A 20458-nucleotide genomic window follows, 5' to 3' on the forward strand; every position below is an offset into this window, starting at 1 on the left:
AAAGTTACTCACGATGTCATCCGGTGATAAATGTCCTGTGGATTTCTGAAGATAAAGCCCAGTGAAGCGTAAAGATTGAGTACGGCGAGATTGGAGACGGAAATCGAGCTCTTTACTTCGTAATGCCCTGCTCTCAAGAGTTCACCACACACCGCGCTCCACCAATACTTCGACCGCCCCTTGCCGCGACACTTTTCCGCTAGCGCGTGTAACACGAGATTGTTGCCGCTGTGGCCGATGAAGCCTGCCAGTTCCCCCTGCCAGTACAACCCGTAAACCTGCTGCACTTCGAGCAATTGCTTCAGCCAGTTTTCGTAGCGCAGATCAGCTGCTGCCATAGGTAGATTAAAATCGCGATGAAAACGACCATGCGAGAAAGCGCCATGACATATCACCAAAGCCTGTTTGACATCTATATCCTTGGCGATCTTAGCCTCTGGGTGTTGCACAGCACGTAACCGCGTTGAGCTGCAATGCGGTTCTATCAATGTGTCACAGTAATAGAAGCCATGCTCATGCAACAGCCGTTTATCCACCAATGGATCGACTTTGATAGTGTAATGACCAACTTCTTGCGTCGCTTGCTGCAGAGCCTTTTCCGAATATTCGGTTAACTCCCAAGTAGGTACGCCAAACACCACCGTGTCCCACGGGGTCGGCTTAATCAGTGACATTGATGTTCATCAAAAGTTGTCCCCCTGACGACATACAATGGTCGCTTCTTGCTTTCGTCAAAGGCCTTGCCGAGATAAACACCGATAATTCCCAGCATCGCGATGATGATGCCACCAATGAAATAAATTGACACGATCAAACTATTCCAACCGGGAATTGTTGAACCATAAAACCACGCGCGCAATAATATGTATAGGCCATAACAGAACGCCAGCGCCGCCATGCCAAAGCCAAAGCGCACACCAATACGCAATGGCTTGTCGGAATAGGCAATGATGGTTTCAGCAGCCAGTTTCCATAACTTGGCAAAAGTATAAGTAGAATTTCCCTCAAACCGTTCGGCATGTTCCACATCTATGCTGGTCGTGGGAAACCCCAACCACTGAACCAGTCCGCCGAAGAAGCGCAATTGCTCGCCCATACGACGGAAACTTGCCACTACTTTACTCGACATAATGCGAAAATTACCGCTTGTTCCATCGTATTCCATATCCGCCAGATAGCTGAATATTTTATAAAACAGCAATGAGGTGATGCGCTTGAGTAGCGGATCTTGCCTCGCCCCGCGCCGCGCCAGCACGATATCGTAGCCCTCTTGGGCCTTGGCGAACAAATGAGGAATTTCCTCAGGGCGATCCTGCAGGTCACAATCCATAACCACAACCCACTCACCTCTACAATGATCTAGTCCGGCGGTGATGCCATAGTGCTGACCGAAATTGCGACTGAACTGAATGCCGCGGACGCGACTATCGTGGTGAGCAAGTTCAACAATCATTGGCCATGAACGGTCCCCCCCACAATCCTCGACAAGGACAATCTCAAAATCAGGAGAAATTTTATCTAGAGAAGCAACGAGTCGGCGATACAGTTCCTCCAGACAGCCCTCTGCCTTATACACAGGGATCACTACTGAAATAACTGGTTTTCTTTCTGGCATTGTTTTAGTAATCAAACAATAATTAATAATTATTTATAAAAAATCAAAATGATCACTTCAAATCAGGCGTTTTAATTACGCCCCCTCTTTTCCACAACGACAAACAACCGAAATGCCATCCATTTTCCCACCAGGGGAGCAATGATATTTTCAAACTGCAGTACGGGTGCTATAAGAAAAGACGGTACGAGACACCATGAACGGAACCCGCCCGAAAATGGGTAAACAAAGAAGCTGATATGTTCCATGTTAATTAATCTTAGCTTGGGAAACGTTTTTTCCATATGCGCATGCTGCTTCTTGAATAACAGGGTCGGGATGGCCTGATTGGCATCGAATGGATGTCGATTCGGATCCAGCGGACCCTCCGCAAGGGGATCAGCACGCATATTTACGGGCTCAGGATGAGCAAAATTGTAGAAAGGCCAACTCATCGGAGTAATGGCCGGTTCCACCAAGATAATTCTACCGCCCGGCTGCAGAACACGCTCGGCTTCAGCCAAAAATCTGTGCGGGCGTTCTAAATGATGCAAAACATCAACACCAACAATATTTGCAAAACTCTCATTTTCGAAAGGAAGAGACTGAGCATCCGCCGCCGCATCCAACCAAGGATTTGGAACAATATCTGTCGATATTACCTCTCCGAGGTAATCCTTAAGATTGCCTGTCCCACCACCTATTTCAAGACTTCTCCCAGGAATGCACTGTTTGACGATCCGGCGATAATAATCGGAGTAAATTGCACGTAAGGATGGCTTTTTGTTCCAAAGCAGTCGGTGCTCATTAAGTATTTCAATCGACATCAAAACGCCTTTAATTTCCTGAATGCGAATATCACCATTTTCAACAACAGCCATCCATGTTCAAACCTTGATATCTGAGTTTCACCATATTTTCGATTGGCATAGGTGATTGGGATTTCAACAACTTTCAAGTTGAGCTTTGCTGCCCCAAAAATAAGATCAAAATCGCCAAACGGGTCAAACTCACCAAAATATTTTCGATTTTCAGCAATCTTGAGATAATGTTTCTTGCTCAACACCTTGGTGCCACACAACGTATCCGTAAATCTCTGGTTCAGCAGCCAAGTAAACAACAATGAGAAAGTGTGATTGGCAAGGTAGTTGAGAAAACGCATAGCATCTTTTTCCATGGGGTAAATCAAGCGCGAACCATTAATGAACTCGCCTTTCCCGGAAACAATTGCTTCATAAAATTTCGGCAATGCCTCGGGAGGCATGGTCAGATCGGCATCCAGGATCATCAGTATGTCACCACGAGCGCGCTCGAACCCTTGACGTACGGCGTTCCCCTTGCCCTTTCCATCCTGCACAACAGCCTTGATATCAAGATGAGGATAGGCCGCGATCACTCGTTGAATTTCTTCAAGTGTTCCGTCCTTGCTGTGCCCTTCGGCAAAAATGATTTCCATATCTTCGCAGAATCGAGGGATTCTACGAACGGCATCCTCTATGTTTCCACGTTCATTGCGGCACGGAATAAGTACAGTAGTAGAAGGCTTCCTCACTTCGGCGCCACGTAACGGTCTAGCGACCACATAATTGCGTAAACATGCTCTTCGGATTGCTGGAAAAGGTGCCAAATAACGGTTAACAAGTATGCCTAGCCCTAGAAGCCTTCGGGGAATCAATTGCCTCCACTCTCGCTTTATTACCTCAAAATCTGCAAGTTTAAGCAGGTTTGCAATATCGTCAGTTGAAAGCGCATTTTGTTCTTCTTGCGGCATTTTTAGGCCTACACCCCGAGCAAGTGCAAGCAACGGCTCCCATACTTTTGAATAGTAGGCGATGACGATTCTCGTATCGGATGTGCACAAACGATGCAGATTAGATAAGGTTGCCTGACAATCCTCCAATGAACCGATGGTGTCCGACAAGACAATCACATCAAATGGGCCAACAAGCGTAGACATGAATTCAGCATCTTCAATATCCCCAATGTTAAAATCCAGATGAGGATAGCTTACCTTTGCTACATTAACCATATTCTGGCTAAAATCCACCCCAACTCCATGGGAAGGCTTCAGTTCTGCCAACAACTGCCCCGTTCCGCACCCTAATTCAAGTACCCGCAATCCTTCCGGTACCAAAAAACGCATATAGCGGTAATCTTCTTTATAGAAGAACGCATTCTTTTCTATCCAATTAGCTCGATTGGTGGCTACATCATTAGCCAAGTCTCGAATAGCCGTCTTTCTTGATGACAATATTGGTTCATGTTGCATGTTATTTTTTTCCCATTCCAAATCTTCGCCCCATCATCATCCAGAAAAACAAACCTGGAATACTCGCAAGAGCAACTACAACTCCGAATAAAATTGAAACCAGCATTGAGTCCCCCGGCGAAATATGAAAAAACCCAAATGCAATAACCATCGCCCCTTCCCGCACACCCCAGCCAGCCACACTGACTGGGATCATAGAAACAAGCATAACCAAAGGAATCAGAAGAAGACATTCTCCGATTCCAACCGGAACATGCACTACCCTTGCGAGGGCATAGACAAAAACGGCAACCAAGCAATGTACAGACAGGGACAACCCAATGACCTGGAAGAATTCCCGTTTACTTTCAAGTAAGCTTCGGCAGGAATCGGCTAATCTTAGCCCGGCCCTGACTATTCGCCAGTGGTTCCACGTCTCAGGAATGAGCGTCGCCACAAGCAACAATAGAATGCCACTTACGGTAGCAAGCAATATCAAGCTCATTGCCCACCATGCGAAATTTGTAGGCACTATGGTCCAAAGCCATGGCATCGAAAAAAGCGCGAGCAATAATAATGCCGCCAACGCTATCAGCCTATCCAGTAATACACTATTAACCGCAACCGACAGTGGGATGCCGAGCTTATGGGCGTACCAGGCACGAGCTCCATCACCGCCAATGGTGGATGGCAATGCCTGCCCGAAGAAATTACCTATCATAACGAGCCGATAAGCCGTACTGAGATTAAATACCTCGCCTCCATGTTGAATTAATATCTTCCAGCGTATAGCCGGAAATATGGCAAGGCTGGCCATAATCACAGCAGCCATCAGAATAGAACTTATATCCACATTCATCAAACGCATGCCAATTTCTTGTATGTTGACAGATCTCCCGATTAACACGACAAGACCAATTGAAATTAACAGCTTAAGCAAGAATTTAACTACGCTTTTAACAACCGCATTACTGAATATGAAATGCATTATTGGACTGAATTGTGCATACTAATTACGCGATAAAGAGTCCGGTTCGACACATTAACAAGTGGCTCCAAGATAAACGCATCAGGCTGCGGATAATAATTAGGTGATACCAGCAGCACATCTTTTCCAGTGGAAATAATTTGATTGATACGTTCAGGAGAGGATAAGAACATTGATTTACTCCACATATTGTACTCGTCAAAATTTTCCAGAAAAGGCCTTGCCGCCTCGGTAAGCTCCCCCCTCGTATAAAACAGACCAAAACAAATTGCACTTTTTGGCAACAAACTTCGATATGTTCCAATAACAAAAGGATCCTTGTGCCTATTCATTTCTCCAGAGATAAGAGCCTGCTCCTGTTCGGCTAATACTCGAGAACCGTATAGCGCTCCCAGCATATTGAAAGTCGCCACCGCTCCGATAGTGCAACACACCCCAAGTAGAGCAGCAGGCATCATGCGTGCCACCAATCCCTTTGCCGGATTTGTCCATATGAGCCAAGCAACGCCGATCAGTGAAACCGGCATTACAGGAACCATGTAGTGCAAACCAAAATCCTTGATCACTAGCAGCGTTTGCACAAGCATCACCAAGATTAATACGGCAGGCACAATTAAATGCCCCCTCTTATCATTTTTCTCCGAGCGATCACGCCACCACATCAACACCATTGCCATCGCCAAGGCACAAACCACAAAGTAAAGGAATGGGAATGCCTTTAAGAGGGCGAGAAAATTGCTCGGCACTGCACCCCAATCGACAACCCCTTCGCTACCGGACCCATTTCTACCCGTGTGCTTCGCGATGTTGCGAACCCACCTGAAATACACCAATAAATTTGGCAAAATCGGCAAAACGCAAACAATAAAACTGACCAGCGCATAGCCTACAGCCTGAAAAAATCGGCGATAAGAATGCAGCAATAAAAGCAATCCCAACATCGGTAGAAACGTAAGCTTAACTGCAAGACCAAAACCACAGATAGCTCCAGCCAGCACGGGTGTGAGTTTGTTTCGTTGGGTTTCATCTTCGAGAGGGCGAAACACATCACCTGCCAAGACGCCCAGCAAACACAGAGAAGCAAAAATAAGCAGGGCCTCCGGCGAAAGATATATCGCTCTTGGAATGAGAAGGAGGCCAAATATGAAAGGTGCGGTTTGCACGAGAAGAGCCAATCGATAGCTCTCCGTTACCTGAAGAATTCGTCGACCCAGGTAATAAAGTGCCCCAACATTCAGAAACAGAAGTACCGCACCGATGGTTGCCATGTACAACTCAGGGTCACGGAACACCTCCGTAGCGACATCTCCTTGGACTATTCCCATAATCCACGAGATCCCCCAACGCAAAAAAATGGTAGCTGCGCCAAGAATCTGAAGTGGCGTCCCAGGGTGATCAATATGCCCGGGAATATGCCCCTCTAAAAGATAGAGGCCGTTGATTAAGTAAACATACGCAGGATCTTCATCATAACCACTCCCTCCATTGCCAATAGGGAACATCTGAAAATAGGTTGCCCAACCAACCAACATCAAGATTACAGGTAGAAACCAGAGGCTCCACGAAGCCATTGTTTTGCGAAAAAACAATCCGCTGCTCATTTAGTTTTTTCCAATTCCAGGACGCCCTGAATAAATCATCATTGACAACTGAGCCCTTGCCAAAGCTCCACTTGCCGCCCTTCACTGGCTTGATTTACCTAAAAAGCCATAACGGCCAGATTAATATTTAGGATAAAATAGCTTGCACAAACCACAGTAACTACGAATCGCCAACGGCATCCATTTTATGCCATCAAAAGCTTTTATTACTGCGCCAAAACCCAAGTTCAGGAGAGGAGATGAATAGAATTCATTCAATCTGCTCCCAAATAGGTCATGTTTTTGAGTAATCACTTAATTGAAACTACGCCTTATTAAAATCAAGCCAGACTAAATCACCTAATTCAGTGATCCATAAATATAATCATTAACATGATATCACTGCGCATTAAATGACTCATCCAATCCAACCCCCAAAAAAATATAGGCAAGACATTGATGGGCTAAGAGCAGTGGCCGTATTAATGGTTATTTTATTTCATGCCGGTTTTAATTTTGTTAAAGGCGGATATGTAGGCGTCGATATTTTCTTTGTTATTTCAGGATATTTAATTACAAGAAAAATTAAAAATGATTTAGACAAAGGAGTTTTTTCGCTTTCCAATTTTTACAATGGCCGAATAAGACGGCTGATGCCTGCCTATATTGTTGTTTCTGCTGTCACTTTTGTTTTTGCCACCAATCTACTTATTCCTCTCGATTACAAATTCTATACAACCTCGTTAGTCGCTTCATACTTTTCCGCTTCTAATATATTTTTTTCAATGATGTCGGGCGGATACTTTTCATCTCGAATGGAAGAGTTTCCGTTATTACATACCTGGTCACTCGCAGTTGAAGAACAATTTTATTACCTTTGGCCAGCATTCTTAATAATTTGTTATAAATACAAAAGAATACTTAATCCCACTTTCCTGTTAATAGGAATTTTTACATTATCCCTAATTCTTTCAGAATGGGCTTCTTCTCAAAGCAATACATCTGCTTATTTCCTCATTCCATATAGAGCATTTGAATTATTACTGGGCGCCCTGATCACCACCCAACATTCAGAAAAATATACTTTAAAACAATGGCATAATAACGTGCTATCAATCATTGGTTTAATTGTAATTTTTGCATCTGCGACAATTTTAACAAAAAATAGCAGATTCCCCGGCCTTAATGCTTTGTGGCCCTCCCTTGGAGCAGCTATATTAATCTTTTCTGGCCGCGACGCTTCCTCTATTGGCTCAAAATTCTTATCACTCAAACCATTGGTATGGATTGGCTTACTTTCTTATTCCTTATATTTGTGGCACTGGCCAATTTTTGCTTTTCTTCGTTACACACATGTTGAACTAAATTCAATTTCATCCACATTGGCGATTTTTCTTTCAATCGTTCTTTCGATTTTTTCATGGAAATATGTCGAGATCCCATTCAGAAAACAATACCTCTATCCATTCAAGAAAACCTTAATTTTATTGTTCATTACGCCAGCTTTTTTTGCATTGAGTTGCGGAATTATTGTTTATCTAGGTAACGGCATACCGCAAAGGTTCTCCCCAGAAATACGCGAAATAACCGCATCCTATTCTTCAGAAATAGACCTGGGCAGAGATTGTTCAATTCACAAGGACGACTATGCCAATGTAACTTTGAAACACCTAACAGACAAATGCGCCTTTGGTCCTAACAAAAACAATCACCCGCAATTGTTATTAATTGGCGACTCTCATGCCAACCATATCAAACCTTTTTTAGAGGTCTTGACTTCCGATGCGGGGTTTGGATCTGTATATCACGTTCAGGGTAGCTGTTCGGTCGCAGATGGTTTCATGGAAGGGGATGTCCACGATGCATCAACAACCCCGTCATGCATCAAAAGAAATGGGGAGCTATTGAGAATGGCCAAGTCCTTCAAGTATGTTGTATTAGCCAGTAATTGGTCAGCTAAGAAAGGAAAGGATGACTTCAAGAGGTCATTGGAAAGCGTGGTTTTGCACGTAATAAAAACAGGCGCAAGGCCGGTAATCATTAAAGATGTAGCCGGCTCTGAAGTGGATTTATCTAGATGCATTTTGTATAAGAAACTGGGGTGGGCAAAAGACAACACTAACTGCAATATCCCACGTGAGGATTTTCGAGGTGCTCACGAATTAATTGATGAGGCAATAGATGAAATCCAAAAGGAGAATAAAAGCGTAATCATTATCGACCCAAACAACATTCTTTGTAGCGATAATGGCTGCGTGACAAGCATTAAAAATACTGCTATTTACCGTGACACTTCGCACATTAATGCCACTGCCTCCCAATTGTTAGGAAAAATGTATTTAAATAGATACGGCAACCCTTTCAATAACTAAACAGAAAGCGGGTTCCTTTTGTTTTTTGGTGCTTTCATAGTATCGAGCAACTGTAGTATAAGCCCTCATCAATGAAGGCAAATTTTCTGGCTGCCTGGAGGAAGAATGCCGCGGTCGACTAGTTCTTCAATTCCCTGAACCAGCAAATAATCATTCCACTTACGAGAAACAAACTGTGCCCCAAATGGCAGGCCTTCAGGGCAACGGAACACCGGGGCGGCAACTGACGGAATATGCCCCAGCGTCCAGATTAAGGATGGATCTGGCAACTCTTCAACCCCCCTTAGCGGAGCAGAGCTCGATGTGCCTAACGACAAAACGATATCATACGGAGAAAGAAGCTGATCCAGCCTCTCACAATGGCTTTCCTGACGCGCCAGAGCTAATCTAAATTCGGCTGGACTAATAGACTCGCCAGCCTCAATCATTTTTTTCATGATCGGCGTAACCTGGGAATCCATTTTTTTTTCGTTCTGAAAATAGTAGGAAAGTGATTTATTGTAAATAATTGAATGGATATCATGCGCCGCATGTAAATCACTGGGCCATTCAATTTCACCAACCTCAAATCCATCTTCACGGCCAATTCTACTGGCCAAATCTTCAATCGCCTTCCGTGCATAGATTGTTGCCGTGTCCCAAGTGTGCGTTTTTACAAACCCGACACGCCATGGCCGATCGCTTGCCTTGGGAACAACTCCTTGCCTATCCACATTTTTATAAACATACGGGTAGTCTGGCCCCTTCACTCTTGTGATGTCCAGCACCGTTCTCAAACTCTTAGCATGGGCAGCGACAAAACCCACGGTATCAAGTGAATCAGTGGTTTTAAGTACCCCGGTACGTGGAATCATCCCAAATGAGGGCTTCATCCCCCAGACCCCACAAAAACTGGCAGGGCGAATGATTGACCCTGCAGTTTGAGAAGCGAGTGCAAATGGCACCATTCCCGTTGCCACCGCAGCAGCAGAGCCACTCGAGGATGTACCGGGTGTTTTTGAAGAATCATGAGGGTTAAGAGTTTCATTGAGCGCATGCACCGCAAACTCCGCAGTCACCGTTTTACCTGCAACAAGTCCCCCTGCAAAAAGCAACGAATCCACGACTCTGGAATTGTTACCAGGCGTAAAATTTTTCCATAACGGTGACCCCATTTGCGTGGGGAAGGACTTTGTATTGAAAATATCCTTGACGCCAAAAGGTATCCCATCAATTCCAAGCAAGTGCCCACGGCCCTTGTACTTCAAAAAAGCCTGTTCTGACTCAAGTCGAAGTTTATCCAGATCGAAACGCACCCATGCCAAGGTATCGGCTTCCTTGTCATTTATTACCTGAACCGTAGCATCAACCATGTCTCTGAATGAAAGGGTGCCGAGCCCAACATTTCGAATCAATTCCGGAATTGATTGCTCCAAGAAAACACTGCCCATCAGTTGTCCTCCTGATCTCTTGTGACCCTGGGGTCAGGCTGGTGAAGATGTTTTTGAATAATTTGTTCTACAAATGGAACTAAACGTTCCGCATTCGGTTTCCCTTTGGGGTGAATTGGTAAATCAATAGTTTTTAGATCCGCCAACTTTTTTTCACGCATGACGTCATAGAACTCTGCTTCACTCAGCCCTGTGATCTTCAAATAGTAATCCAATGCCTCCGGACGCTCCTGATCGTGGTGACGAATCAGCTCAAACCCCTCTTTTCTGGTCAATAGTCCATTGCGCACATCCACAGAAGCTTGCCCCGTTGATCTGCCGAAACCCCTTTTTAGATAGCAGGTGAAATCATGCACACCGGCCATGATACATTCAGCGCTCTTATACCCTTTGTAAGCGCCTTCCATTTCGGTTTCCCTCCAGCCGTATACTTCACGAATCCACTCAGTCTGACGTTCATCATCCCAAAACATGTAATCACCTAAATGAATTCCCCACACGCCCGTTTTCTCGATTTCTTCATAGCTGGGAAGTTCAAAAGGATGGAGGTCCCTAGCGCTGAGTTCAGCACTAGTCATTTCTTGCGCTGTAAGCTTGGCTGACACCTTCGTAAAGTAATCTCGGTCGAACTTGACCCCCGGGCAACTGTAGGAAGCACGCCCGGCATTTTCAGAAATAGACTCCCCCCAAACCAATAAAGGAATTTTGAAGCGTGTTGCAACCTGTAGAGGGAAAGCCCCAACCCCGGAATGGCAATGCCAGCAAGCATCACCGATAGCATCTAATGACTTCTTCGCCAGTCGATTGACTAAACTTCTCGCCGGCGTGAATTGAAGGTGATCGAGGTCGAAGACTTCCAGACATCGTTGCAGATTATAAAATCCGGTTTCTGATACCCAGTTTTGGTTAAACGTCACGGCCAGTGGTTTTAACCCATAAACCTTAACAAGAACATGCGCCTGAAAAAAACTATCTTTACCTCCGGATATCGGTAAAACGCAGTCGTAGCCATTTCCCGATTTAGCCTTGGCTTCTTCTAAAATTGTTCTCAACTGCTTCTCACGAACAGTCCAATCAATGTGCATTTTTTCTTCTGAAGACCTGCATGCTGTGCAAATCCCCATTTCATCAAACTCCACCCCCTCCTGGGTTTCTGGCACGCAACACCGTGTGCAGTATTTAATCCCTTTAATGGGTTCGGACGATGTATCACTCACATTTGTCATGACTTAACCTTTTGTTCAGTGGAAACAGCCGCATTCGCCTCCAGAAGGTCCTGAAAACGAATAATCTCAGTATGCGGCAAAACACAATCTCTCCCCCCAGGTGGTATGCAACTAACCACCCTTTTCCCGGCAAGCAAGGCGACGACCATCGCCATCGATTCACAACCGACCACAAAATCGCTGTCAGCAATTTCCTCTAGCAATGTACGCGCCCCAGCCACCTCGATCGGTAGTTCAAACTCATGTTGAGCCCAACTATATTTATCTGCTCGCTCGGAGGGGTGTGGGCGAATCAAAATGCGTTCAATCTGTTTACCTAAAGCCGAGGAGTTCGAGAGAAAATAGCGCAGCGCCTCCTCCTCCACATACCCCCAAAAATGCGCGTCACCATGTCGCTTCAGTGCATGCTCACTCACTGGTTCACAGACATAGAGTACGGAAACAGAATCCGGCGAGGATAAGCGGTGCGTTTGAATCGCACTCAGTTCTTGCCGGACATCCTTTACATAAGGGTTATCAACTAATGTAACAGGGAGGCTCGGGAAGGTTTTCTTAGCCATTGCTTCAGCCATGGCATCTCCTACCCATATTTCGTCAGGCAAGGCAGTTTCACCCGATCGAATAAATCGATCACGGTAGTTAACCCAATGATCAAGGAAAGCGGTAGAACGCTTGCTCAGCGAGCGCGCCAATTTTATGGCATTAAACTCAATATCTGATTGCCAGCTGGTGCCGCAAAGGATCGATGACGACTGACGAATAGCTTCTTCAAGTGGGCTGACTTCAATTGAGCCTAGCTTGCGATCAAATATCTTGCGTGCTGGGCCGTCCAATACATAGAGGCAATCCAGGCCATTCTGTCGTACATAGCTGCTGAGAATTTCAGCACCACCAGCGTCATGGGAAATTACAGCAATCATGAACCTAAGCTTTGCTCAAATTCAGCCCGTAAAATTCCATATTCCAGCATATCGACCCTCGAACCTTCGAGAAATAAATGCAGGCGCCGAGTACCTTCAAAAACCATATTCATAGCATCAGCAAGCTTTTTCATTCCTTCATTAGTCGCGGCGGTTCCACAATATATTCGCTCCAGGTTCAATTTTTTAAACCCGTGCTCAAGCAATTTTCTCCCCGCCAGTAGTCCCACCCCTTTGCCCCAATGCCGCTTGTCACCTATCAGAATCGCAAATTCTGCAGTTCGGTTGATCAACGAGATATCTTGAAGACTTAGATTGCCAATATGGCCATCTTCGATGTGGCAAATCGCCCAAACAACACGGTCTTCCCGGTTTAATTCATTCAGATATTCCTTAAAATTGGCTTTCGTCTTAAAGAACTTCCCATGGGAGTTATATCGGCACACGTCCTGATCTTCGAACCACCTCGGGTAAGCACCATCCAGGTCACTTTCTGCCAGTGGCCGAACAAAATAATCCTTACTAAGCTCGTAAATCATTTCAGGCTATCCATTTGATTCCACACTTTTCTAAAAGCCCTCCCGATTAAATCCACGTCTTCATCTGTCAATTCATGCATACACATAGCAAAACCCAGATAGGTAAACTCGTGTAGTCTTTCGGCCACGGGACAAATGCCTTTCTGGTAACTGACTTCACGGTGGCAGATATCAGAAGTCCAGGGGAATCCTTTTGAGCCATAGGCTATTTTTTGCTGATACATGGGCAACAGATGGATATTGGCATAGCCTGCCGCCAGTCCGACCACACCCTCAGCCTCAAGAGCCTCAATTAGACGAGCACGTGAAACACCAAGTTGCTCAATATCCAATACCATTGGATACATGTAATAAGCATGGGTGCAATCAGGTTTGACGATCGGTGTGCGTAGACCGGGTAGGCTGATAAGCCCTTGGGTTAGGCGCTCGGCGGCCCGCTGGCGACTTGACACAAAACCCTTTAGCTTCTTTAATTGTTCAATGCCAATGGCGCACTCGATTTCTCCAAGCCGGAAATTATGACCCACCATATTACTCAAATCTGTGACACCCTTATTACCCACCACTGCCTCGGCGTGGTTGCGGATCAGACGTAAACGGTCAGCAATCTCGTCGTCATTGGTAACGAGAATTCCCCCTTCGCCGGTATGGATGTGCTTATGATAGTTGAGACTGTAGCCTCCCACGTGCGCCAGCGTGCCGGTAATCTTGCCTTTATAATAAGTACCCGGAGCCTGGGCCGTGTCGGTTATGACCTTGAGTCCGTGCCGTTCAGCAATAGCCATCAGGGCGTCCATGTCCGCAGAGTGCCCCAAAATATCCACCACCATGATCGCCTTAGTATAGGGCGTAATGTTTGCTTCAACCGAGGCAGGATCAAGATTAAAGGTCTCGGGCTCGATATCAGCGAACACCGGGATTGCATTCCAGTGCAAAATAGCCGTTGCACTGGCGCACATGGTCCATGGAGTGACGATAACCTCATCACCGGGTTCTATGCCAATTGCACCGACAGCTGCAGTCAACCCGGAAGTCCATGAATTAACCGTGACAGCGTGCTTGACGCCAAAGTAGGTCTCGCACTGACGCTCAAATTCCTGAACTTTTGGGCCACCGTAGAAATCGGGGTTCCAGCAGCCAAGGAATTGCGAGAGCACACCGCTTTCGATCACCTGTTTGGCTGCTTGAACTTCCTCTACACCGATTGGGTTGTAACGTTTGAAAGTGGCTTGGATAGTCTTGGGGCCGCCAAACAGGGCGAGTTTTGCTGTGCTTGCTGGATTACTCATACTGATCGTCCTTTGATCTAACACATTTTGTGTGCATCTTGCCTACGGTTCACAAGCCTGCTGTTTGATTTGCTCACAGACATGTTGTGCCGCAAGAGCCGATTCCCCCGTGCTCGCAAGTGGATCACCTTGATTAATTGCACGGTAAATGTTGTCGACAGCTTGGAGCATGGCACGTGGATATTCCCCTGCTCGACGAACACCCTCTTCAAGCACGCGGTAACCTTTGAATATCTCGCTATCTAAAACACGGCGCTCATGCCAGAACATGCCGCCCTCTTCCATGGTCAACATCCCCCGTGAGAAGACTAGCTGAAGTTCGAAGATTGCATAATCCTCGGCGTGACCACAAACAAGATGCACTGGCACACCTTGGGCCCCCTCCAACCAGGCAGGAACTGTTGGGTCGTTGGGGAAATAATCCTGTATGGGCTTACCAACCTTGACAATATCCATGGGTCCAACAAGCAAGTTCAAAAGATCCAGCATATGGGAGCCATTGTTCAAGATACCCTTGTTGTAATACCCAACCACTGATCGCAACTGCCCCCATCGGCCTGCCTGCATATCGGCTTGAAGCTTTGAAATATCAGGATCCCAACGCCGCGTATAGTTCACTCCAAGCGGAATATCCAACTTGCCGCACTCCGTGACGAGCCTTTTAGTCTCTGCGACAGATGTTGAAACGGGTTTCTCGCAAAAAATCATCTTTGGCTTCAAATGCAATGCCATTTCTAGATCATGTGCATGACAGTCCGTCGGCGAACAGATACTAATGACATCAAACTGACTACCAGACCCCAATGCTTGCTCAATCGAGCGAAAACCAGCAGGCACGCCCCAAGCGGCCATGAATTCACTACGGCGCTTGTCATCTGGCTCAATGCACGCAGTCAAATTGAATCGTCCATCACGAGTGTATGCACCCGCATGAGTGTATGGCGGATCACGGTGCGACCGTCCTTGGTCAAAGACACCAGCGATGTTCCCGCAGCCCACAATGAGTACAAGTAGGGGATTTCTGCCAACGTTAACAACGCCCATCAAAACAAGCCCCACCCTAACGCCGTCCCACGCTTCACATCCTGATTCACGATCTTACCCAGAATCTGCTCTAAATATTTCGTCGGCAAACCCAAACCCGGCCGAATCGCGCGTACATTCTCTCGTGTCAGCACATCACCAGCTTTCAGGTCTTGCACAATATATAGTGAGCGGCGGAATTGGATGGATTTTACCTCTGCTTCTGTTGCACCGTAGCTTACCTGCCCAAGCGCCTGCCAAGCGCGTTCAGTCTCCACTACTAATTGCGTCATCTCTGAAGGTTCCATGGAAAATGTGCTATCGACACCACCATCAGCACGGTTCAATGTGAAGTGTTTCTCTATAACCGTGGCGCCAAGCGCTACGCTCGCCACCGAAACACCGACACCCATGGTGTGATCCGAAAGACCCACTTCGCAGCCGAACAGTTCGCGCAAGTGAGGAATAGTTAATATGTTGGTGTTCTCAGCGGTGGCAGGGTAAGTGCTAGTACACTTGAGAAGAATCAGATCGTTGCAACCCGCTTCACGTGCAGCGCGCACGGTCTCATCCAGTTCGGCCACTGTAGCCATACCGGTGGAGATTATCAACGGTTTGCCGGTTGCGGCCACGCGACGGATCAGCGGAAGATCGGTGTTTTCGAAGGATGCAATCTTGTAACATGGCACATTCAGACCTTCGAGAAAATCCACTGCCGTGATATCGAAGGGGGTGCTGAAGGCGATGATACCCAGTTCACGCGCTCTATCAAAAATCGACTTATGCCACTCCCATGGAGTATAGGCCTCACCGTAGAGCTTATAGAGCGAAGTGCCCACCCACAAGCTCTTAGGATCACTGATATAAAACTCACGCTCATTTAAGTCTAACGTCATGGTATCAGGAGTGTAGGTCTGAATCTTCAGCGCGTGAGCACCCGTCTTGGCAGCTGCCTCGACAATTTCCAGCGCCCGCTCGAGCGACTGATTATGGTTACCAGACATTTCGGCGATGACAAAAGGTGCTTGTTGCCGACCGATCTCACGACTTCCTATCTTGATCATTGCTTATCTCTTTCCTTGGTATTGCCCGCAATGCTAATGCGCACTTCAGCTACCACTTGATCTGTTTTCCTTGACGCACGGGTAAACTCAATCTTGAATGGCCCAACCTGTATAAAGGCGCTTGGATAACCCTCAGCATCCAGCATTCGGATCAAGTCGAACGCCTGCTCAAGTGTTTGTACAACAGACAAATCCCCTTCTTCGGGTCTGCGGCGCTTGAACACTGTCGGCAGGCCCTCTTGTGGCATCGGTTCGGGCAACTTTTCAAGTATCTCTACGATCATGTCTCCGATGATATCGGATGCCCGCAGAAAGATCTCTTCGGCCGAGCCATGGAGGCAAAGTGACTTTTTCAAATAAATTGGGCCGGCATCCATTTCCTCCACACATCGAAGCGCAGAAATCTTGGTTTCATAGATTCCACAAGCTATCAAGTTTTGCAGCGGACTGCCTCCCCGCCCAAATGGCAAATCTGTCATGTGGAAAATAACACACTCAAATTTTTCATAAATATCCGGCTTAATGCGATGTGACCAATGTGGAATAAATATGAACTTAGGATTAATTGAGGCGAGCTTTTCAGCCGTCAACTCCGTCGGATCAGAAATCAGAACAAAGCTACACCCAGTCCGAGCGCCAAGTGCATCAGCCATCTTCCTGTTCCAAGGTCGAGTAGATGCAAGAACACATGTGTTCTCGCTTTGGCGGCTGGATATCCCTTGTCGTTTAATCACGACTTCTCCACCTTCTCAATTTTTAGCGAATACCGCTTATGTTCATATTGAAAGAATGCTGGATACCGTTGATTATCCACCACTCTAAGCAAATCAAATTGTGATTCAAGGGATTGTGTAAGATCTAACTCGCTGTCTGCTTCACGACGACGGGGATAAAAACTCTCCTCACCTACTTGCTCGCGGGCTTGGTCCAGTATCTGCGGATAGCCATCAACGAATCGCTTACACAGTTTGATGGTTGCGCTTGCCTGCTCCTCACGCAGCTCGTCGATCAGTTCATGGCCTTCGAACTCCATCCATTCCTGCGCATAAATGACACCACTATCTACTTTTTCCGTAGCCTCGAACAAGGTAACGGGAATTCTGTTCTTGCCTTCAAGTATTTCCCAAGTCAACGGCGACCAACCCTTGCCTCTCGGTAAGTCGCTCTCGTGAACCACCAAATTGTGCCGGTATAGAGATAGAATGTTAGTAGGCACGATCTGTCCGCAGCTCAAGTAAAAGCAGAAATCTCCGGGCCGCAGGTATTCTTTGTCGTAAACCCACAGCACTCGATGGCCCGCAATAAGCCAGTCCAGCAGCAATTCGCAAATGTACTCATTCATCCAACTTGTCCTGTCCGACAGGATTGCGATAGAACGACCTGTACCCCCCCCCGAGACACTTGCGGTTTCTGTAAATCCCATATGCAGAAACACAGCAGAAGATGCCTCATTCCAGACTTTCACCTCGGCACGAAGCCGTACCGGTTCTATTTGCCGCATCATATCCGCCCCCAAAGCGATCAGTCGCGAACCCCAGCCTCGCCCTCGAACAATCACATCAAGCGAATAATCAATAAGCGCTTCGTCCTCAGCCTTGTCAAACCGAATCTGCCCGACCGGCAAGCCATCCACTTCAAGTACAAACAAGTGACTGTTTACATCATGCAACTTGTTTGCAAACCATGCGTGATGCGTTGCCCAAGGAATGGAGGGGGTGTTAACCGCATTTTTGCGTACTTCTGGATCGTTTGCCCAATTGTAATAAAGAACGATATCTTCTTCGCATGCAGGCCGATGCCGAATACCGTTGGTGGCGCTTGGGCACAGCACTTCCACCAATCGCAAAGCACCAAGTCCATCAACCTGAAGCTGATTCAGACTACTCAGCTCGGCAAGTTTTCCGACATCACGGCTCAGCTTCTTGAGAAGTTGTGTCAGTTGATCCGTCTTGATGTCAGAAAAATGTCCGGCGTAATGAATGAGTTTTGCTTCTTCAAGCGCCTCGGAGGCAGGCCGCTGATTCTCGGCAATCGAGATAACTACGGTTGGTAAGCCCAAACACATCCGCTCCCAGGTCGTCGCACCACCGGCACCAATGGCGAGGTCGGCCTGTGCCATCAGGTCTGCCAGATGAGGGCGTGAGCCATAAATTCTGGTTTGTAGCCTCTCTCGCAATTGCTTCTCCAGCATCTTGCGGTGTGGATTGTTGGCACCGATCACCACGTCCACGTCTAGATGGCGCAATTCAGCATGAGACAATGCGTCAAGTGCCAACCCTGTCATGTTCTGTGGGTCAGAGCCACCGAAAAACACCAACACCCTTTTAACTTGCCCATCCCGGGCACGGAGAATTTTACGGTACGCGGCATATTCGGGACGAAGCAACGCATAGCGCGGCCCCGTCAGCAGTTTGCAGGCTGCTGGTACCAAGCCCGCATATCGCCGCTCTCCTTCCTCAGAATAGTTTTGATCTAACAGCACATCGCAATCATGATGGCGGTTTGCGAGGTCATCAATCACCATCAGCTTGCCAACATGCGGTCGGAGCCTCAGCTCCCATTCAACATCAAGCCCGTAATGATCAACCACCAGCCAATCCGGCTTTTCGCCATTGAGTGCCTCGATACTCTGCTCGGCATCCTCAGCTTGTGTCGCACCTAGCCATGCGGCGTAGTCTTCACCAGACGTTGCATCGGTTACCGCTGGGGCAGGTAGCACCGTAACCGGCATGGCCTGTTGCTGTAGCAGTGCAATGAGGTTTCCCATATGTTCGCGACAAACAAAGCGTATCTGGACACCGCGCTCGCGTAGTGCTTCTGCCAAGGTCAGGCAGCGCATGAGGTGACCGATCCCCATGCGAGCGGAGGCGTCGACGCGAAAAACAGCCTTCATGCCAGTTGCCGTCCCAATATGAATGCCTCTGCGGCATCCACACCCACAGTCGCTCCGCGCCAATGCGCCAGATGCAGGACACCTTGAAGCGAACGCGGATGCGGCCACGCATGCAATTCAGCAGCGTAGGCGTTCAGTGCGGCAAGCTTGCGGTCGAGCGTGTTCGAAATGTCCACAAACCAGTTGGGCGAAAAAACCGGGGCACTACCAGGCAGTTGCCATTCGGTGCTGGACGGGACTTCAAAACAAAGCACGGTCTTAACTGGATGGCCGCACTGCGGGCGGCAGGCCGTGACAATGGCCTCGTGGGTGCGTCGGTGGTCGACATTCACATCGCCAGCATGATGAGTAAAAACCGTGTCAGGGTGATATCTAGCAATCAGAGCTTCGATGGGTTTAATAATGTCGAGCAACGCGATGGTATCCATACGGTTGTCAGGAAACTCGCCGAAAAAGACCGACTTCACCCCAAGGATGTCACATGCCTTTTGGGCTGCGGCTCGACGAGCAGTAAGCTCGGCCTGTTGCACACCCGCATCGCCCTCGCGTGAAAACACGCCATCGGCTAGGAAAGCCACATGAATGGTTGCACCTTCGTCAGCCAATTTGGCGAGGGTGCCGCCACAACCGAGGACTTCATCGTCTGGGTGTGCAGCAAGGACAAGGATTGATCTCACCTTTTCTCCATTAAAAACCAAGTGATATCGTCTTGGGGGAACGCTGGGTCCCTGATGTAGACGAAGCCATAATCAACAAGCTTTAGGTCAGGATACTTTTCTAACATTTCACCCGCAAAGTCTCTTTTGAACAAACGGTCTGAATGCCCTCGATAAGGGATAGCTACTGGTGACGTATTATAATATTCGCACACCAGAATAAATCGGTCTGAGGCTTGATATAGTTTTTCGTAAACAGTAGCAAGCATATCTGGATTGATGTGAATCAAAACACCTTTTATCAGAGAGAGATTCACCTTCTCTGATACCGGATAATCGAAGATTGAGCCTTCAAATATATTGCTTCCGCCAATTAAATTCGCGAGCAACTTTACTGCGTCGGGATTGATTTCAACCGCCTTCAAATGAAGGTCTGGGTAAAGAAGCTGAAGTGCCTTTAGATTCATTCCGATGTTCGCTCCAAATTCAAGGCAGGACGAAATCGGACCAGCTTGTTTAAGTGCTTTCGAAAAAAAATTAAGGTTGGATGCCAATAGCTGTGCATCGTCGTTTCGACTAATTATAGTCTGCTCCAAACTCTCCGGCCCAGAAAGCTTCCTGCTCGGTCTTGTAGTG

18 protein-coding genes are annotated in these 20458 nt (G+C 47.2%); 1 reads left to right on the plus strand and 17 read right to left on the minus strand.

Annotated elements, in window-relative coordinates:
• Positions 1 to 8: 8 nt before the first annotated feature.
• The 6 genes from SCD_RS14285 to SCD_RS14310 all read right to left on the minus strand — a co-directional run bounded on the left by SCD_RS14285 (position 9) and on the right by SCD_RS14310 (position 6431).
• Positions 9 to 674, minus strand: a complete 666-nt coding sequence (locus SCD_RS14285) for a GNAT family protein (protein WP_009207352.1) — start codon at positions 672 to 674, stop codon at positions 9 to 11.
• Positions 665 to 1615 (minus strand): glycosyltransferase family 2 protein, encoded by a 951-nt coding sequence (locus tag SCD_RS14290; RefSeq protein ID WP_023507044.1) that lies wholly within the window; start codon positions 1613 to 1615, stop codon positions 665 to 667. Before SCD_RS14290 ends, SCD_RS14285 begins: the two co-directional genes overlap by 10 nt.
• 71 nt (positions 1616 to 1686) lie before the next feature.
• The gene (locus SCD_RS14295; protein ID WP_148290796.1) at positions 1687 to 2475 is read right to left on the minus strand and encodes a class I SAM-dependent methyltransferase; all 789 of its coding nucleotides are present in this window, start codon (positions 2473 to 2475) and stop codon (positions 1687 to 1689) included.
• Positions 2421 to 3863: a glycosyltransferase gene (locus SCD_RS14300; RefSeq protein ID WP_009207349.1), complete on the minus strand. Its 1443-nt coding sequence runs from the start codon at positions 3861 to 3863 to the stop codon at positions 2421 to 2423. Before SCD_RS14300 ends, SCD_RS14295 begins: the two co-directional genes overlap by 55 nt.
• A 1-nt stretch (position 3864) precedes the next feature.
• The gene (locus SCD_RS14305; protein ID WP_041673536.1) at positions 3865 to 4830 is read right to left on the minus strand and encodes a lysylphosphatidylglycerol synthase transmembrane domain-containing protein; all 966 of its coding nucleotides are present in this window, start codon (positions 4828 to 4830) and stop codon (positions 3865 to 3867) included.
• The gene (locus SCD_RS14310; RefSeq protein ID WP_041673537.1) at positions 4830 to 6431 is read right to left on the minus strand and encodes a glycosyltransferase 87 family protein; all 1602 of its coding nucleotides are present in this window, start codon (positions 6429 to 6431) and stop codon (positions 4830 to 4832) included. The genes SCD_RS14305 and SCD_RS14310 overlap by 1 nt, the downstream gene beginning before the upstream one ends.
• Before the next feature lie 392 nt (positions 6432 to 6823).
• On the opposite strand from SCD_RS14310, the gene SCD_RS16245 reads away from it, so the two are divergent.
• Positions 6824 to 8782 carry an acyltransferase family protein gene (locus SCD_RS16245; protein WP_084607553.1) on the plus strand — a complete coding sequence of 653 codons (1959 nt, stop codon included), beginning with the start codon at positions 6824 to 6826 and terminating at the stop codon, positions 8780 to 8782.
• Between the two features lie 68 nt (positions 8783 to 8850).
• Here the strand turns inward: SCD_RS16245 and SCD_RS14320 are convergent, their stop codons facing one another.
• From SCD_RS14320 to SCD_RS14370, 11 genes are all read right to left on the minus strand, one after another.
• Positions 8851 to 10212: an amidase gene (locus tag SCD_RS14320; protein WP_009207345.1), complete on the minus strand. Its 1362-nt coding sequence runs from the start codon at positions 10210 to 10212 to the stop codon at positions 8851 to 8853.
• The gene (locus tag SCD_RS14325; RefSeq protein WP_041674223.1) at positions 10212 to 11372 is read right to left on the minus strand and encodes an N-acetyl sugar amidotransferase; all 1161 of its coding nucleotides are present in this window, start codon (positions 11370 to 11372) and stop codon (positions 10212 to 10214) included. The genes SCD_RS14320 and SCD_RS14325 overlap by 1 nt, the downstream gene beginning before the upstream one ends.
• A gap of 62 nt (positions 11373 to 11434) precedes the next feature.
• On the minus strand, positions 11435 to 12358 hold the full coding sequence (locus SCD_RS14330) for a glycosyltransferase family protein (RefSeq protein ID WP_009207343.1): 924 nt from the start codon (positions 12356 to 12358) through the stop codon (positions 11435 to 11437).
• Entirely contained in the window at positions 12355 to 12897 is a 543-nt protein-coding gene (locus tag SCD_RS14335; RefSeq protein WP_009207342.1) for a GNAT family N-acetyltransferase, read from the minus strand. The genes SCD_RS14330 and SCD_RS14335 overlap by 4 nt, the downstream gene beginning before the upstream one ends.
• The gene (locus SCD_RS14340; RefSeq protein ID WP_009207341.1) at positions 12894 to 14186 is read right to left on the minus strand and encodes a DegT/DnrJ/EryC1/StrS family aminotransferase; all 1293 of its coding nucleotides are present in this window, start codon (positions 14184 to 14186) and stop codon (positions 12894 to 12896) included. The genes SCD_RS14335 and SCD_RS14340 overlap by 4 nt, the downstream gene beginning before the upstream one ends.
• A gap of 42 nt (positions 14187 to 14228) precedes the next feature.
• Entirely contained in the window at positions 14229 to 15230 is a 1002-nt protein-coding gene (locus SCD_RS14345) for a Gfo/Idh/MocA family protein (RefSeq protein WP_009207340.1), read from the minus strand.
• Positions 15230 to 16273 carry a pseudaminic acid synthase gene (gene pseI, locus SCD_RS14350; RefSeq protein WP_009207339.1) on the minus strand — a complete coding sequence of 348 codons (1044 nt, stop codon included), beginning with the start codon at positions 16271 to 16273 and terminating at the stop codon, positions 15230 to 15232. The genes SCD_RS14345 and pseI overlap by 1 nt, the downstream gene beginning before the upstream one ends.
• Positions 16270 to 16926 carry a methionyl-tRNA formyltransferase gene (locus SCD_RS14355; protein WP_009207338.1) on the minus strand — a complete coding sequence of 219 codons (657 nt, stop codon included), beginning with the start codon at positions 16924 to 16926 and terminating at the stop codon, positions 16270 to 16272. Before SCD_RS14355 ends, pseI begins: the two co-directional genes overlap by 4 nt.
• Before the next feature lie 77 nt (positions 16927 to 17003).
• The gene (pseG, locus tag SCD_RS14360) at positions 17004 to 19166 is read right to left on the minus strand and encodes a UDP-2,4-diacetamido-2,4,6-trideoxy-beta-L-altropyranose hydrolase (protein ID WP_009207337.1); all 2163 of its coding nucleotides are present in this window, start codon (positions 19164 to 19166) and stop codon (positions 17004 to 17006) included.
• Positions 19163 to 19843, minus strand: a complete 681-nt coding sequence (locus SCD_RS14365; RefSeq protein WP_009207336.1) for a PIG-L deacetylase family protein — start codon at positions 19841 to 19843, stop codon at positions 19163 to 19165. The genes pseG and SCD_RS14365 overlap by 4 nt, the downstream gene beginning before the upstream one ends.
• Complete coding sequence (locus SCD_RS14370; protein WP_023507045.1) at positions 19840 to 20418, minus strand: pseudaminic acid biosynthesis-associated methylase; 579 nt, start codon at positions 20416 to 20418, stop codon at positions 19840 to 19842. The genes SCD_RS14365 and SCD_RS14370 overlap by 4 nt, the downstream gene beginning before the upstream one ends.
• Positions 20419 to 20458 lie beyond the last annotated feature (40 nt).

Source organism: Sulfuricella denitrificans skB26, from assembly GCF_000297055.2.
Classification (GTDB): domain Bacteria; phylum Pseudomonadota; class Gammaproteobacteria; order Burkholderiales; family Sulfuricellaceae; genus Sulfuricella; species Sulfuricella denitrificans.

Coding starts and splice junctions, on each gene's coding strand:
- SCD_RS14285 (WP_009207352.1), bottom strand. CDS start 674: ATGTCACTGATTAAGCCGACCCCGTGGGACACGGTGGTGTTTGGCGTA.
- SCD_RS14290 (WP_023507044.1), bottom strand. CDS start 1,615: ATGCCAGAAAGAAAACCAGTTATTTCAGTAGTGATCCCTGTGTATAAG.
- SCD_RS14295 (WP_148290796.1), bottom strand. CDS start 2,475: ATGGCTGTTGTTGAAAATGGTGATATTCGCATTCAGGAAATTAAAGGC.
- SCD_RS14300 (WP_009207349.1), bottom strand. CDS start 3,863: ATGCAACATGAACCAATATTGTCATCAAGAAAGACGGCTATTCGAGAC.
- SCD_RS14305 (WP_041673536.1), bottom strand. CDS start 4,830: ATGCATTTCATATTCAGTAATGCGGTTGTTAAAAGCGTAGTTAAATTC.
- SCD_RS14310 (WP_041673537.1), bottom strand. CDS start 6,431: ATGAGCAGCGGATTGTTTTTTCGCAAAACAATGGCTTCGTGGAGCCTC.
- SCD_RS16245 (WP_084607553.1), top strand. CDS start 6,824: ATGACTCATCCAATCCAACCCCCAAAAAAATATAGGCAAGACATTGAT.
- SCD_RS14320 (WP_009207345.1), bottom strand. CDS start 10,212: ATGGGCAGTGTTTTCTTGGAGCAATCAATTCCGGAATTGATTCGAAAT.
- SCD_RS14330 (WP_009207343.1), bottom strand. CDS start 12,358: ATGATTGCTGTAATTTCCCATGACGCTGGTGGTGCTGAAATTCTCAGC.
- SCD_RS14335 (WP_009207342.1), bottom strand. CDS start 12,897: ATGATTTACGAGCTTAGTAAGGATTATTTTGTTCGGCCACTGGCAGAA.
- SCD_RS14340 (WP_009207341.1), bottom strand. CDS start 14,186: ATGAGTAATCCAGCAAGCACAGCAAAACTCGCCCTGTTTGGCGGCCCC.
- SCD_RS14345 (WP_009207340.1), bottom strand. CDS start 15,230: ATGGGCGTTGTTAACGTTGGCAGAAATCCCCTACTTGTACTCATTGTG.
- pseI (WP_009207339.1), bottom strand. CDS start 16,273: ATGATCAAGATAGGAAGTCGTGAGATCGGTCGGCAACAAGCACCTTTT.
- SCD_RS14355 (WP_009207338.1), bottom strand. CDS start 16,926: ATGGCTGATGCACTTGGCGCTCGGACTGGGTGTAGCTTTGTTCTGATT.
- pseG (WP_009207337.1), bottom strand. CDS start 19,166: ATGAAGGCTGTTTTTCGCGTCGACGCCTCCGCTCGCATGGGGATCGGT.